We start from the raw sequence: 15,974 nt of genomic DNA, 5'->3' as shown, positions 1-15,974 counted from the left end.
GCTGGACGCCCGTCGCCCGCACTCCCGGATGGCCGCCCCGGGCGGAAGCACCTTGAAGCGTGCGGGACAATGGAGCACGGAATGCATCCCCCGGGGAAGACCCCCCGGACACACCGGCCGGGGCGGCTGCCGGCCGGGCAGACGTGAGGCGGACTTTTCGTGACCCGGATCGTGATCATCGGCGGCGGACCCGGCGGGTATGAGGCGGCGCTCGTGGGCGCTCAGCTCGGCGCGGAGGTGACCGTCGTGGACTGCGACGGTCTGGGTGGGGCGTCGGTGCTCACCGACTGCGTCCCCTCCAAGACCCTCATCGCAACCGCCGAGGTCATGACGAACTTCGATTCGTCCTACGAAGAGCTGGGGATCATCGTCGCGGACGACACCCCCCACCTCGAGCAGGCCGCCCGCGTGGTCGGCGTGGACCTGGGCAAGGTCAACCGCCGTGTGAAGCGGCTCGCGCTCGCCCAGTCGCACGACATCACCGCCTCCGTCACCCGGGCCGGCGCCAAGGTCATGCGCGGTCGCGGCCGGCTCGGCGGCCCGCAGGGCATCGACGGCACCCGGGACGTCATCGTCACCGCCGCCGACGGCACGGAAACGATTCTGACCGCCGACGCGGTGCTGATCGCCACCGGCGGCACCCCGCGCGAGATCCCGGACGCCCAGCCCGACGGCGAGCGGATCCTGAACTGGACCCAGGTCTACGACCTCGACGAGCTCCCCGAGGAGCTCATCGTGGTCGGCTCGGGCGTCACGGGCGCCGAGTTCGCCGGCGCGTACCAGGCGCTGGGCTCGCGGGTCACCCTGGTCTCCTCCCGCGACCGGGTGCTGCCCGGCGAGGACCCGGACGCGGCGGCCGTCCTGGAGGACGTCTTCCGCCGCCGCGGCATGAACGTCATCGGCCGGTCCCGCGCCGAGTCCGCCAAACGGGTCGGCGACCGGGTCGAGGTCACCCTCTCCGACGGCCGGGTCATCACCGGCACCCACTGCCTGATGGCGGTCGGCGCCATTCCGAACACCAAGAACATGAACCTGGAGGAGTCCGGGGTCCGGCTCAAGGAGTCCGGGCACATCTGGACCGACAAGGTCTCCCGCACCTCCTCGCCCGGCGTATACGCGGCCGGCGACGTCACCGGCATCTTCGCCCTGGCCTCCGTCGCCGCCATGCAGGGCCGGATCGCGATGTACCACTTCCTCGGCGACGCGGTGACCCCGCTCAACCTCAAGACGGTCTCCTCGAACGTCTTCACCGACCCCGAGATCGCCACCGTCGGCTACACCCAGGCGGATGTGGACGCGGGCAAGATCGAGGCCCGGGTGGTGAAGCTGCCGCTGCTGCGCAACCCGCGCGCCAAGATGCAGGGCATCCGGGACGGGTTCGTGAAGCTGTTCTGCCGTCCGGGCACCGGCATCGTGGTCGGCGGTGTGGTCGTCTCCCCGCGTGCCAGCGAACTGATCCACCCCATCTCGATCGCGGTCGACAACAATCTGACGGTCGAGCAGATCGCAAACGCGTTCACCGTGTACCCCTCGCTGTCCGGGTCGATCGCCGAGGTGGCCCGCCAGCTGCACACCCGGAAGGCGTCCGGGGAGGCGTAACCGCCTGCGAACGACCGCCGCCTGCAAGGGGGTTGGGGGTGGGGTGCCGGGGCGGCCCCGGATGTTCACGAACAACTCGGGCCGCGTATACCACTAGTCACCCCACCTTGCGAACAACTTCGGTATTCCGGCGCAAAGAGCTGAAAGCAGACGGTCGCCCGCGTTACCGTCTGTTTCGTGTTCGCTGCAGAACGTCGCCAGTTGATCCTCGAAATGGTGCGCGCCAACGGAGCCGTGTCGCTCCGTGAGCTCGCCCGCGTCGTCCAGACCTCCGAAGTGACCGTACGGCGGGACGTGCGGGCGCTGGAGGCAGAAGGACTCCTCGACCGCCGGCACGGCGGTGCGGTGCTGCCGGGCGGGTTCACCCGTGAATCCGGCTTCCCGCAAAAGTCCCACCTCGCGACGGCGGAGAAGACCGCCATCGCCGATGTCGCGGCCGGCCTCGTCGAAGAGGGCGAGGCCGTTGTCGTCGGTGCGGGCACCACGACCCAGGAGCTGGCCCGCCGGCTCGCCCGGGTGCCCGGCCTGACGGTGGTGACCAACTCCCTCCTGGTCGCCCAGGCGCTGGCCCATGCCAACCGGGTCGAAGTGGTGATGACCGGTGGCACCCTGCGCGGCTCCAACTACGCGCTGGTGGGCAGCGGGGCGGAGCAATCCCTCCAGGGGCTGCGGGTCTCCCGGGCCTTCCTGTCGGGCAGCGGCCTGACCGCGGAACGGGGCCTGTCCACGTCCAACATGCTCAGCGCGAGCGTGGACCGCGCCCTGGTGCAGGCGGCGGCGGAGGTGGTGGTCCTCGCCGACCACACCAAGCTCGGCACCGACACCATGTTCCAGACGGTGCCGACGGATGTCATCACCCGCCTGGTCACGGACGAGCCGCCACCGCACGACGACCGGGCCGCCGCGGAGCTCCAGGCCCTGGCGGACCAGGGCGTCCAGGTCACCGTCGCGGGCTCCGGCCCGGCCACCGGCGTCGACGGCCTCCCGGGCCGCCGCCCGCGCCGCGAATCCCCCCTCCCGGTCCAACGCCGCGGCGGCCCGACCGCCCAACTCCGCAGCGCCCCGGCTCTGTCGGAGCCGGGGGAACGGGAACGCGAGCGGGCGAGGGTGGCGGACCTCCGGCGGCGGTAGCGGCAGCGGGCGGCCGAGCGTGAGAGAAGGGCCCCGCCGGAAATTCCGGCGGGGCCCTTCGTATTGCGTTACTGGTGCTTACCCTTCGGGGGGCCGTAGTTCGCGGTCAACCTCTCCGCGTACTCCGTCGGCACGTTATCGCGAAAGACCATCGCGAGTGACGTCTCCAGTGCGCCTTGCGCATCGGTGAAGGGGCCGAACCGCTCACGCCATTCGTTCTGTGCCCCCGGGCTCGGGAACCCCCGGAACACCGATACTTCAGGATCCCTTTCGCCCCAGCAGCCCCACTGTCCGGAGGGCCCCGTAAGGGTGATGACGTTCGCCGAGATGGCGATCGACCCGAAGATGTCACCCTTCGGCTCGTGGCTGATCGCCTCCCAGTAATCGTCTTCCGTGGCATCGACGGACAGCGAGACCGCCGGGTACACCTGGTAATCGTTCAGGTAGTACGTCTGGCAGTCCGGCTTGAGGACCACCAGATCGATCCGGTCGTCCCCGTGCCATCGGGCCATCTCGCACAGGGCCGGCCAGATCTCCGGGGCGAGCAGCGAATCGAAGTCGTAGAACAACGATTCGCCCCAGGTCCCTTTGAAAACCTGCCCGGGCAGCCGGGCGGCCGAGTCGAAAACGGCCTCGCTGCGGGAGAGGGCGGCCAGATACGCATCGTGATCGATCATGGTCTGATTCTCCTCCTCCGTCGTCGGTCATCGGGCACGGTCGTCAGTCCGTCCCCAGCCTGATCTTGAGATTGGCCTTCTTCGTCGTGCCGTCGTAGAAGTCGGCGGTCCATCCGTCGTAGCTGTCGGCCTTCGCCCGGAGGAAGTACTTCTTGCCGTCCTTCAGGTACATGGCCATGTCCGGGCCCTTGTCGATGAACTTCCATCCGTTCGCGACGAGGTTCTCACCGAATTCCTTGGGACCGACGTCCGTCTGGACGTTCCGGACGGAATCCCCCTTGGTCTTGTCCACGTACTGCGACGAGGTGCGGCAGTTGGTGTTGTGGACGAGGACAGGAGTCGCATCCGCCAGCACGTAGTAGCTGTGCAGGTTCCCGACGGTCAGGTTGTGGACCGTGGAGGACGCGGACGTCCACCGTTCGACCGCGGTGATCTGGACGTACGCCCCGGAACCGGTCCGGAGCCATTCGCCCTGGTCGAGGTCCTTGGCGTCGATCCACTCGCCGAGTTCCTCCACCCAGAACGGGTGTCCGGCCGTCGCGGTGACCGAAGCCACAGCGTCACCCCGGTCGCCGTCGACATCGACGGTGACGCGGACCAGCTTCTTGACGCCGTGCCCGTTGATCTCGCCCACGACCGATTCGGAGCGGGTCTCACCAGTCTCCGGATCGGTTGCCAGGACGCGGTCACCGATCCTGACGTCCTCGATGGACCTGGTGGTGCCGTCCGCCATCAGGACCGCGGTACCAGGCACGAAGCTGTTGTTCTCACAGCCCGGGGGAGCACCGGACTCCTTGGGCTTCGCCGTGTCCTTGCCGCCGGAGGCCTCCTGGCCGCCGCTGTCGGATTCCTTGTCCTTCGACTTCTTGGGTCCGTCGGCCTTCTTGGTCTCGGCTGCCTTGGAGGCCTTTCCGTCGCCGTCGGCCTTCTTGGCCTTCTGCGCGGACGCCTTGCCTTGCTTGGCTGCTGTGGCCTTGGCTTCGTCGGCCTTCTTGGCGGCTGCGGCTGCGGCTTCTTGTGCGGCTCTTCGGGCTGCTGCTGCTTCTTCCTCGAGTTTTCTTGCTCGTTCGGCGGCTTCTTCTATTTGTCGTTTCCATTCGGCCAGGTCTTCGGCGTACTTGGCCATGGCCTGTTGGTAGCGCTCGACCCGGCGGAGGATGTCCCGTGCCAGTGCGAGCTTCTGCGACCAGCTGTTGAAGGCTTCCCAGGCGCGGTCGAGTGCCTTGAGGATGCGCTTGGCGCGTCCCGCGAAGGGCAGGGCCGCGTCGAGGGCCAGGCTGGCACAGGCGCCCCACGATCCGCTGAGGCAGTCGCGGATGTCGTTGTAGCCGGAGGCGTCCTTGAGGATGCCCAGGGCGATCTCAAGGGCGATGTCCAGGGCGCTCTTGCCCTGGATCATGTTGGCCCAGGCGGCTTCCGCGTCCGTGAAGTCCTTGATCGGCATCGTGGGAGGCGCGATCGAGAGACCCGACGGGTCACTGAAGGTGACCGGGGAATTGTTGGCGTAGACGTAAGGGTTCTGCTGCTTGGCTTCGTTGAAGTCGACGATCGGGTCGACTGAGAGGAACCGGCCCGTGGCCGGGTCGTATTCGCGTGCGCCGAGGTGGACGGTCCCGAGGGACTCGTCGACCTCACCGCCGATGAAGCCCTTCTTGCCCGGCCAGACGGTCGGGGCGGTGCCCCGGGCCTCGCCGTACGGCGTGAACTTGCGGCGGGTGACCGCTCCGGTCTTGGCGTCCACCGCGGTGGTCGCCGTCCCGTTGTTGTCCCGCATCAGGTACGACGTGGTGATCACGCCGTCCTTGGCCGTCTTCACCAGCACCGGTCCGGCGGGGTGGGCGTAGTAGCGGGTGCCCTCCAGCTTGCCGGCCTTGGTGAGCTTGACCTCGGTGCCCGGCAGGTACAGCGTGGTGCCGGTGGCATCACGCTTGATGAGACGGCTGCCGCCGGCGTCGTAGACGAACTCCGTGGACTCCGTGCCCTTGGTGACCTTGGCCAGCTGGCCGGTCGTGTCCCATTCCCAGTTCTGGGTGTCGCCCTGGATGGTGCGGGTCTTGGTGTTGCCGACCGCGTCGTAGGTGTAGGACTCGGTGCGGGATCCGCCGGGTCCGGTGGTGTCGACCTTCTTGAGGCCGTTGGCGCCCGCCTGGCCGGGGGTGCCGTAGGTGTAGGTGCGGGTGACGTCCTTGGTGGGGTCACCGGTGGGGCTGTGCTGGATCTCCTTGGTGCGGTTGCCGGCCGCGTCGAAGCTGTAGGAGGACCAGTACGGGTTGGGTCCGCCGACCTGCGGCTTGGAGCCCGGTCCGGACGCGTTCGGCTGCGCGGCGCAGTCGTCCGTCGCCGTCCAGGCCTCGTCCATGCGGCGCATGTAGTCATACGCGAAGCACTGGGTGTCGGCGGTGGGGTTGGTGCCCTCCTTGTCGGAGATCTTGAGGATGTTGCCGACGGCGTCGTAGCCGTAGGAGGTGTCGCTGATCGCGGCGGGCGACTTCTCCTGGCTGTTGACGCTGCGCGTCAGGCGCCGGGTCTGCTCGTCGAAGAAGTTGGACGTGTAGACCTGGGATCCGGCCGCGCCCGCGTAGGTGCGCAGGACGTCGCCCATGGGCGAGTAGTCGACCTTGTCGACGAAGGTCTTGCCTTCGATGCCCATGACGGTGGGCAGCTCGAAGTGGTTGTACTTCATCGTGGTGAGCTCGATCGGCAGACCACCGACCGCGGGCTGCTCGGTCCACTCGGTGAGGCCGGTGTTCTCCCGGTAGCCGGTGGTGAACTCGTAGCTGCCGCCGAGCTTGCCCTCTTCGGCCGGGATGGTGATCCGCGAACCGGTCGCCCGGTACTCGGTGTCGTACCCGGTGACTTCCTGCGTGTACGCCTTGCCGTTCACGTACCGGGTGGAGGCCACCGGCAGGCCGACGGCACCGGGGAGGGTGTCGAAGGTGTTCGAGGTCAGCTTCGGGCCGGTGATCGAACCCTCATGGGTGGCGATGATGCGGCCGAGTGCGTCGTACTCCGGGGCGATGACCTTGCCCCGCCCGTCGGTCACGGTGGCCAGTCGGTCGCCCTGGCCGTACGTGATCGTGGACGTGCCCTTTTCCGGGTCCGTCTGCTTGGTCTGGCGACCGCGGATGTCGTACTCGAAGCCCCACTTGTCGCCGGCCTGGTTGACGACCGACTCCAGCGCGCCGCGCTGGTTGTAGGCGTAGGTCGTCTTGTCGTAGGCGCCGGTCGGGGAGTCCGAGCGGTAGTAGCGGAGTTCGGTTTTGCGGCCGGCTCCGTCGAGGAAGGCCCGGGTGGGGGTTTCGCCGGTGGGCGGGTCGACGGTGATGTTGTCGCCGCCGTAGGTGGTGGTGGTGCGGGAGGTTTCCTCGCCGAGCTTGCGGGAGATCTGGGCGGTGGAGCGGCCCGAGCCGTCGTACTCGGTGACGGTGGAGGAGGGGACTTCGTTGTCGCGGGGTGCGAACTGGACGCCGGAGGCTTCGCCTGCGGTGTAGTAGGCGCCGTTGGACTTCCAGACCTGGCCGAGGCTGTTGTAGAAGGTGTCGGAGATGATCCGACCGCCTGCGAGGGCTTCCATCTGGGTCTGGCGGATGCGCAGGCTGCTGTCGTAGATGTCGTAGCTGGTGCGGTACGTACCGTCATCCAGCAGCGCCTTGTTCGTGATGACGACCGGACCATCGGTACGGACGTCGTACGAGAACATGCCGTTCGGCGACTTGGCGGTGGGGTTCCGGGACGGGGACCACACCTTGGCGAGACGGCCGAGGGCGTCGTACTCCATCACCTGGCGACGGCCGTTGGTGTCCTGCTTCGCAAGGACGGAGCCACGGCCCAGGTCGGTCTCCGTGGTTTCGGTGTGACCGGCGTGGTTGGTGGAGACGACCTTGGTGACGATCTGCCCGGAGGCAGGTGTGTAGTCGAGCTTGGTGACCTTGCCGAATACGTCGGTGCTGGTCTTGGGGCGGCCGTAGGCGTCGAAGGTCGCGCTGCCGTCCACCTGGTACTGCGGAGTGCTGCCGCTGTAACCGGTGAGGGACTCCGTGGACTTGACGTTGCCCGCGGCGTCGTAGGACATCTTGATGTCCGAGGTCACGTCCGCTGGACGTTGGACCGCCGCGTCACACGCCTTGGCGACCGTTTCGATGCGCTTCTGGCGGGCGATGATCCAGCGGGTCTCGTCCGCGTCGTACTCGTATCGGCTGCAGCTGTCGTCCGAGGGATCGGCAATGTCGCCCTTGCTCGACACCCATTGGGCGAAGCCGCGGTCGTCGTACTTGGTTTCCATGGCGGTGCGGCGCCAGCCGCGGCCGTCGGAGAGCAGGATGCGCGAGTTGACGTGCGTGGTCTGCTGGACGAAGGCCTGCTGGGGCTCGATGTCCTCGGCCGCGGTTTCGCCCTTGCGGAGGCGGGTGGCGGTCGGCCCGTGGATCCAGGGGGTGTAGGTGGTGGCTGCTTCGAGGGCGCCGCCTTCGCCGTTGTAGGCCAGGACCTCGCGGGTCTGGCCGGCGTAGAGGCGGTGGTCGTCGATCTCGTTGCCCTCGGAGTCCTTGACCTTGACCGACTTCTTGCCGCCGTCGGGGGCGGCGCGGTCGCCGTCCAGGCCGCGGAAGAAGAGGGTTTCGGTCATGGAACGCTTGTCGGGGGCTGCGCCGATGTATGTCTTGACGCGTTCGTAGCCGCGCCACTGCGACCAGGTGCGCGTCTTGGGCCGCATCATCTCCGTTTCGTCGTCGAAGGCCCAGGCGGGCTTTCCGAGGAACTGGTAGGAGGTGGTGCGGGTGGGGGAGTTGCCGTTGCGGTCTTCTTCACGGACGGAGTCCACGATGTGCTTGTGGAACCAGTCGGTGGAGTAGATCTTCCGCTCGCGCTTGGGGTCGGTCGGGTCCGGGAGTTCGGAGATGACCGGGTAGCAGCGCAGGGTGTTGTTCTCGGGTGAGGCCGGCATGACGCGCGGGTCGGCGACGCGGCACTCGGGATCGGCGTAGTTGACGGCGATGGTCGAGCCGGTCTCGGTGTCGATGGCCTCGATGCGGTACCGCTTGTAGGGGACCTTGCCGTCGCCGTTGCCGTCGACGCGGTTGTCGAGCTGCTTGCCGCGGAATTTCACCGGGGGCAGTTCGATCGCGGTGCCGTTCTTGCCCACGTGGCGGATCTCCGACAGCCACAGCGGGTAGTCGGATCCGTCACCCGTCATCGGGAAGTCCTGGATCAGGTTCCAGGTGTCGACCGGCTTGTGGGCGGTGCCGTTCCACACGAACGTGTTCACGTCCGTGAGGCGCTTGCGGCTGAAGAAGGTCGGGGTGAACCGGCCCTTGCATTCCTCGCCCTTGGCACACAGCTGGTCGCCTGGGGTGTCCGGCCACTGCTTGGCGATGTTCCAGTCGACCTCCGGCTTGAGCTTTGCCGGGTCGCAGTCGAACGTGGTCGTCTTCAGGCAGCGTTCGGCGACGGTGAAGCGGGCCTCGGCGGGGGCGGAGGCGAAGAGGTTGTCCTCACGCAGGCCGTAGGAGATGCGGTCCAGCCAGCCGGAGCGGGTGTATTCGCGGGCGGTGGAGCCGCCGGCGATCTTGTAGTTGGAGCCGTAGTAGTTCTGTTCCTTCTGGTACCAGTACGTCATCGCGTTCCCGCGGGGGTCCACGACGTAGTCCAGGTTCCAGCGGTAGGCCTGGTCACAGACGGCGTCTGCGAAGGTGGCGTTGTAGCAGGGCTCGCCGGGGTGGTTGGCGTAGACCGGGACCGTCCAGGTGGAGTTGGTCACCGGCTTGCCTGCGGCCCAGTTCTTCAGCTTGTTCTGGCCGAAGTAGAACTGGATGCCCTGCGGGTTGGTAAACCGCCAGTGCTCGCCTTCCTTGTCACCGTTGTCGGCGCCGGTCAGCAGTTCCAGGCGGGAGCCGTCGTCCTTGGCCGGACGCCACTTCTTCGTCTTGTCGTCCAGGACCAGGGGCGTCGAGCCGCCGTTCAGGGACATCGTGACCATGGGTGCGCCGTGGCAGAGGTCGCCGGTGTCGTCCTTCGGGTTGTTGAACCCGGAGCCGGCACGCTTGTCCTGGCTGCAAGGGACGTAGCCGCGCTCGATGTAGTTCGAGGCCAGGTCCCAGCCGTCGCCGACCCAAGAGGTCTGCTGGGCAGAGGCGTTGGTGCGGCCGTCGATGTTCGCGCTGGAGTAACCCAGTGAGAGGGACGGGCTGGGGCCGCCGAGGGAGGCGGGGATGTCCAGCGGGTAGGACCAGGAGAAGTCACCCGCCGAGCCGCCGGCCTGCCAGGAACCCGAAGCGCTGAGCGACGTGGCCTTGTAGGTGCCGTTGGCGCCGTCCGCGCCGGCCGTGGCCGACAGCATCATCGCACCGCCTGCCGCCGCGGCGGCCGGGGCGGACATGAACGCGCTGCCCGCGGACTTCGCGGCGGGACCCGGGTTGGCCGGGGCGTCGAAGGTCGCGATGAGCTTGCCGGTGACGGGGTCGTTCTTCGTCACCACATCCTTGGCCTCCCGGCACTCCGGGCGCTCGGGGGTGGTGAAGGCACAGGCGGGAACGGCCTTGAAGCGGAGGCGGGAACCCCAGCCACCGCCGTAGGCGTTCTTGAACGTGTTGTAGTCCAGCTCCACCGACACCGGAGCCGAAGCCTTGCCCGCGTCGGTCCGCTGGACCGACAGCAGCAGGCCGTTGCCGGCCCCCGCGCGCTTCGCCGCGGCCCGGTCGTGCAGATCGACCTTGACCTTGACCCCGCCCGTGGCGTCGGCCGCCGGAGCCCCCGCGGCTGCGGCGGAACGGCGGTCTGCCGAGGGCGGGTTCTTGGCCGGGAGGGCGGAGACGGAGACGGGGAGCGTGCCCGCCTTCACCGCCTTGCCGGGCTTGCCCGCGCCGTCTGCGGCCGGTGCGGAACCGGCAGCGGAGCCGGTGGCTGATTTCATCGCCGCGGCGGCCGGGACCGGCGCGTCGGGCAGGCTGATCTCAGCCGTTCCGGGTGCGGGCCAGGCCACGCCCGGCGCGGACTTCCACGCCTTCTTCTGCGACTCCGCGGGCCCGGCCGCCGGCTTGCCCTTGACGTCGGTACCGGTGACCTTCGTCAGCTTCTGATTGCCGGGCAGCTTGGGCTTGGAGTCCGCCGAGGCCTCCACCACGGTCAGGCCCGTGGCCAGCACGCTGGCGGCGATGAGCGGTATCGGCCACCGCCACGCACGCCTCAGAGGCGCACGCATCACATGCGCCTGGGTTCTTTTCAAGATTCGAACACTCCTGATTCTGGCACGCGGATCACCGTGATTCCGCGCATTTATCAAACGCGCAGAACCTAACAGTGGCGGGCTTGCCAGTCGAGAAATATCCGGAGGGTGTCAGTCCGCATATGTGCAGGTGAGAGGCATGGTGAACGGAGGGTTAAAATCGGAATTTGGCGTTCCTGTGGGTCTTCGTGTATATGGGCTGGCGGTCTCGGAAGATGGGATCCCGGTCGAATGAAGGGCGCTTCGGCTGCTACAAATCAATCGAACACGTCGAGCCGATATCGGGATGGCTGAATTCCGCTTTCCGGTTGGAGGCTCAGCCGACTCTTTTCGGCCGCTCCCCGGGGTGGGGTGTGGTCGGAACCGACACCGAGGACCCACTCAGTGAGACCTTTGCCGACGCGGACCCGCGTCACCGGGTCGCCCTCCCGCAGGGCGCCCGTACTCACCGTGGCGACCGCCCTGGTCGCCACCCTGCTCGGCGCGGTGCCCGTCGCCGCGGCGGCCGGACCGGGGCTCGCCCCGGCCGCCGCCAAGCCCAAGCCCGGCAAGCCTGCCGCCACCGAGTCCGAGCAGGCGGTCAAGGCGAGCGCCGAGGCCAAGCGCACCGGCAAGCGCGTCGAGATCATCTCCCAGCGCACCGAGAACGAGGAGGTCTGGGCCAACCCGGACGGCTCCTTCTCCACCGAGCAGGCGCTGGTGCCGATCCGCGTCCACCGCGGCGGCAAGCTCGTTCCCGTGGACACCGGCCTGGCCAAGCAGAAGGACGGCCGGATCGCCACCAAGGCCACCCGTACCGGACTGACCTTCTCCGGCGGCGGCACCGCGCCGCTGGTGACCATGCGCAAGGACGGCCGGGACGTCTCCCTGACCTGGCCGAAGCCGCTGCCCAAGCCGACGGTGGAGGGCAACAGCGCCACGTACCCGGAGGTGCTCAAGGGCGTCGACCTGCGGGTCGCCGCGGACGCCACCGGCTTCTCGCACCAGCTGATCGTGAAGAACCGGGAGGCCGCCGCCAACCCGGAGCTCGGCTCCCTCACGTTCGGTCTCAAGGGCAACGGCGTCAGCGTACGCAAGGAGGCCAACGGCGAGCTCCAGGCCGTCGACCCCTCCGGGCAGACCGTGTTCAGCTCCGCCAAGCCCCAGATGTGGGACTCGGGCGCGGAGAAGACGGCCGCGCCACAGCCTGCGGCGGACGCCAAGTCGCCCGCAGCCAAGGCCCCGGCAGCCGCCCCGGCCGCCGCCCCGACCGCGCAGGGCGACGGCACGCCCGTCACCGAAGGCATCGACCTCGGCAGCAAGCAGGCCGACCTCGGCATCGACCTCAAGGGTGACAAGCTCACCCTCACCACGGACCGGCAGCTGCTGACGGCCGCGGACACCGCCTACCCCGTCGTCATCGACCCGAAGTGGCGGGACGACTGGAAGTCCGCCTGGACGGTGGCCTACAAGCACAACGGCATCGCGGGCACCGCCGACACCAACTACTGGAACGGCGGCACCCTCAGCGACGACGCCCGCGTCGGCTGCGCCAAGGACGCCGCCAAGGGCGGCGCCGTGGTCTGCGCCAAGACGTTTTTCCAGGTTCCCATGGGCAACCTGTGGGGCAAGAAGATCCACGACGCCACGCTGCGGATCCAGCAGAAGTCGGCCGGCTCCTGGAGCTGCAAGTCCGGTGACATCCAGGTCTGGGACACCGATGTCATCAGCAAGAAGACCACTTGGAACAACCAGCCGGACTGGAACCGGATGGTGGACGCCTCCGGCCAGTCCTACGGCGGTCGCAACTGCCCCGGTGACGGCGACACCATCGAGCTGGACGTGACCTCCGCGGTCGCCGCCGCCGCGAGCGGTAAGTGGCCGACGTGGACCCTGGGCCTGAAGGCCGCGAAGGACACGGTCGACGTCTCCTGGCGGAAGATGAACCCGGACAGCGTCCGCATCTCCACCAAGTACAACACCGTCCCGACCGTCTCCGAGCGCACGACGGACCCGTACGTGCCCTGCACGGGCGGCACCATCGGCCGGACGGACCAGGTCGTCCTGCGCGCCCGGGTGAAGGACGCCGAGGACAACGGCCTCACCGCCGAGTTCCACTACTGGAGGGCCGACGACTACAGCGGCACTCTGAAGAAGGTCTCCGACAAGAAGACCTCGGGCAGCGTCGCGATGGCGACGATCCCGGCGCCCACCGACGGTACCTACAAGTGGGACGTCAAAGTCTCCGACGGCACCGACGCCAGCGCCTGGGCCGGCCAGTGCTCGTTCACCGTGGACCTGAAGGGCCCGACCTTCAAGCCCAAGGTGTCCTCGGCGCAGTTCCCCGAGGACAACCAGACGGACAACGGCTACGCCCGCACCGAGGGCACGTTCAAGTTCGAGAACGGCGGCGCGACGGACGTCGCCAAGTACCAGTGGTACACCTCCGACAACCCGACCGTCCGTACGGCCGTCCCGACCGCCAAGGGCGGACCGGTGGAGGTCAAGTACACCCCGCTGGCGGCGGGCCCCCACAGCCTCTACGTGTGGAGCCTGGACGCGGCGGGCAACTCCTCGAACAAGACGTTCTTCCAGTACTACGCCAAGCGCCCGCTGGAGCGGGACAAGCACGGCGACGTCAACGGCGACGGCCAGACGGACATCTGGAGCGTCGACCCGGGTGACGGCCAGTTGTGGGTGGTCCCCGGTACGGCCGGCGGCGCCTTCGGCGTGCCCCGGAAGACCGACTACGGCAACTTCGCCGGCGCCCGGTCCCTGACGCAGTGGGGCAGCTGGAACGAGGGCGACTACTACGAGGACCTGATCGCCCTGGAGCCCTCGGCCGACGCCACCCGGCAGAACCTCTACGTCTACCGCGGCGCGGGCAACGGCGAGCTCGAGAACCCCGAGGCCAGCAGGATCGAGCTGAACACCCGCTACGACGACAACGACCACTGGGCCAACGCCGACCAGGTGCTGGCCATCGGCAGCGTCAACGACGACCCGCTGCCCGATCAGGACTCCGGCGACGGCAAGATCGACGAGGCGGACCAGGCCGATCTGCTGGTCAAGACCGGCGGAGAGCTCTGGCTCTACTTCGGCCAGCCCGACGGCGTCCTGGACCGGCGGTCCTACGACCCGATCCCGCTCGGCAACGCCGACTGGCAGGACATGACCCTGATCGCGCCCGGCGACCTCAACAAGGACGGTCTGCCGGAGCTCTGGGCCCGCGACAAGACCAGCGGCAAGATCCACCAGTACACCAGCCGCCCCTCCACCGACCCGGCTTCCAAGGCCGGCATCGACCTGGCCGTCTACGGTGAGGCGGCAGCCCGCACCCAGTCCATCGGCACCGGCTTCACCGGTGCGGCCCGGCCCCACCTGACCAGCCTCGGCGACTTCGAGAAGGACGGCTTCGCCGACCTGTGGTCGCGTGACAACAACGGCGTGCTCTGGGAGTTCCAGGGCCGTCAGCCGGTCAGCGGGTCCGCCTTCGGTGCGCCCCGCCAGATCGCGGTCGGCGGTACCCCGTGGTCCCAGTGCGAGAACGTGGCGTCGGTGACCGCCGGAACCACCCAGCAGCTGTGCGGTCCGATCCTGGCGAAGTTCAAGGCCAAGGGCGGCGTCGCCTACGCCAAGCCCTCGGGCAAGGTCACGGAGAACCCCGACGGCGGCAAGTTCGTACACCTGCGGACCAATGGCGCCACAAGTGACAACGCCTCCATCTACTGGCACCCGAGCACCGGTGCCTGGCTGGTCGTGAACGGCATCCGCGCGAAGTGGATCGCCCTCGGCGCCGAGAAGGGCGTCATGGGCTACCCGACCTCCGACGAGAGCAAGACGTTCGACGAGGTCGGCTCGTTCTCCACCTTCTCCGGCTCCGGCGGCGCCGGCGCGATCTACTGGACGCCGGACCTCGGTGCCTGGTCGGTCCACGGCGGCATCTACAACCGCTACGTCCAGATGGGCGGCCCGAGCCGCCTCGGCTACCCGACGACCGACGAGACCAACCTCACCGACGGCAAGGGCCGCTACAACCACTTCCGCAAGCGCGGCCAGACAGCGGACAGCGCCTCCATCTACTGGACCTCCGCCACGGGCGCGCACCCGGTCTACGGCCAAATCCGCGCGAAGTGGATCGCACTCGGCGCGGAGAAGAGCACCCTGGGGTACCCGAAGTCGGACGAGTACGAGGTCGCGGCCGGTCCCCGCGCCGACTTCACCGGAGGCTACATCCGCTACAACCGGACGACCGGCGTGGCGACCAACTACTCTCCCAACCACCGCACCGCGGACCAGCGGACCGACCTGTCCGGCGACTTCAACGGCGACGGCCGCAGCGACCTGGCGACCGTCTACGACTACGGTGACAACACCACCGCCCTGTGGGTGCTCAACGCCCGTGCGGACGGCGGGTACGAAGAGCCCACGGTGCGCTGGACCAGCGCCAAGGGCAGCTTCTCCTACGCCCGCGCCAAGTGGGTCGCCGGCGACTTCAACGGCGACGGCCGCACCGACATCGGCGCGGTCTACGGCTATGCCGACGGCAGCAACGCGCTGTGGAACTTCCTGTCGAACGAGAACGGCACCTTCACCCCGGTCAAGGGCCTGACGGCGGCCGTGGGCAACTTCGACTGGGACAGGGGCATCTACGTCGCCGGCGACTACAACGGCGACGGACGGTCCGACATCGCGATGGTCTACGACTACAGCGACGGCGCGGCCGGCCTGCACACCTGGACGGGCAACGCCAACGGCACCTTCAACTCGGGTGTCGCCAGCTGGCGGGTGGGCACCGGGAACTGGTGGATCTTCCACGCCTCGTTCCGGTCCGGTGACGTCAACGGCGACGGCCGCGACGACATCATGGCGCTGTACGGCTACACCGCCGGCGGCGTCGCGATGTTCACCTTCATCGGCCAGCCGAACGGCGGCTTCGCCGCTCCGGTCAAGTCGTGGACCAAGACCAAGGAGCAGTGGGACTACGCGCGCACCAAGTTCACGGTCGGCGACTACAACGGCGACGGCCGTGCCGACGCGGCGCTGATGTACGACCACGGCGACGGCCACGCCTCGCTGGACACCCTGCTCGGCCAGCCGGACGGCAAGGTGGGCGCCGAGCTGCGCAGCTGGGACACCCCCGAGGGCAACTGGTACGCGTCCAGCGCGGGCATGCCGGTGTCGGGCGACGCCGACGGGGACGGCCGCGACGACGTGTCCAGCATGTACAACTACGCCACCGGCGCCACGAGCGCCTTCACCTTCAAGAGCCGCCCCGACGGCGGCTTCGAGAACCCCTCCCGGAGCTGGCAGGCCCTGCCCGGCACCTGGTAACACCTGCATGACATGACGGAGCCCCCGCCCGGAAC

5 protein-coding genes are annotated in these 15,974 nt (G+C 68.5%); 3 read left to right on the top strand and 2 right to left on the bottom strand.

The window, feature by feature from the left end; translation table 11 throughout:
* The first annotated feature begins 159 nt into the window (after nt 1-159).
* Together ABT123_RS15285 and ABT123_RS15280 are read left to right on the top strand one after the other, a co-directional pair.
* Nucleotides 160-1,599: an NAD(P)H-quinone dehydrogenase gene (locus ABT123_RS15285; protein ID WP_351313553.1), complete on the top strand. Its 1,440-nt coding sequence runs from the start codon at nt 160-162 to the stop codon at nt 1,597-1,599.
* Nucleotides 1,600-1,776: 177 nt separating this feature from the next.
* Nucleotides 1,777-2,730 carry a DeoR/GlpR family DNA-binding transcription regulator gene (locus ABT123_RS15280; RefSeq protein WP_351313550.1) on the top strand — a complete coding sequence of 318 codons (954 nt, stop codon included), beginning with the start codon at nt 1,777-1,779 and terminating at the stop codon, nt 2,728-2,730.
* A gap of 68 nt (nt 2,731-2,798) precedes the next feature.
* On the opposite strand, the gene ABT123_RS15275 is transcribed toward ABT123_RS15280, so the two are convergent.
* Nucleotides 2,799-3,407, bottom strand: coding sequence for a hypothetical protein (locus tag ABT123_RS15275; RefSeq protein WP_351313547.1), 609 nt, complete (start codon nt 3,405-3,407; stop codon nt 2,799-2,801).
* A 43-nt stretch (nt 3,408-3,450) separates the two neighbouring features.
* A complete protein-coding gene (locus ABT123_RS15270; protein ID WP_351313544.1) occupies nt 3,451-10,602 on the bottom strand; it encodes an RHS repeat-associated core domain-containing protein in 7,152 nt (2,383 codons plus the stop codon).
* Nucleotides 10,603-11,010: 408 nt separating this feature from the next.
* Here ABT123_RS15270 and ABT123_RS15265 point away from each other — a divergent pair, with 408 nt between their 5' ends.
* The gene (locus ABT123_RS15265) at nt 11,011-15,939 is read left to right on the top strand and encodes an FG-GAP-like repeat-containing protein (protein ID WP_351313541.1); all 4,929 of its coding nucleotides are present in this window, start codon (nt 11,011-11,013) and stop codon (nt 15,937-15,939) included.
* Nucleotides 15,940-15,974: the final 35 nt, after the last annotated feature.

The organism is Streptomyces sp. NPDC002054 (genome assembly GCF_040296685.1).
Lineage (GTDB): Bacteria > Actinomycetota > Actinomycetes > Streptomycetales > Streptomycetaceae > Streptomyces.
The sequence above is the reverse complement of the archived record's forward strand: the minus strand, read 5'-3'. Positions and strand labels throughout refer to the sequence as shown.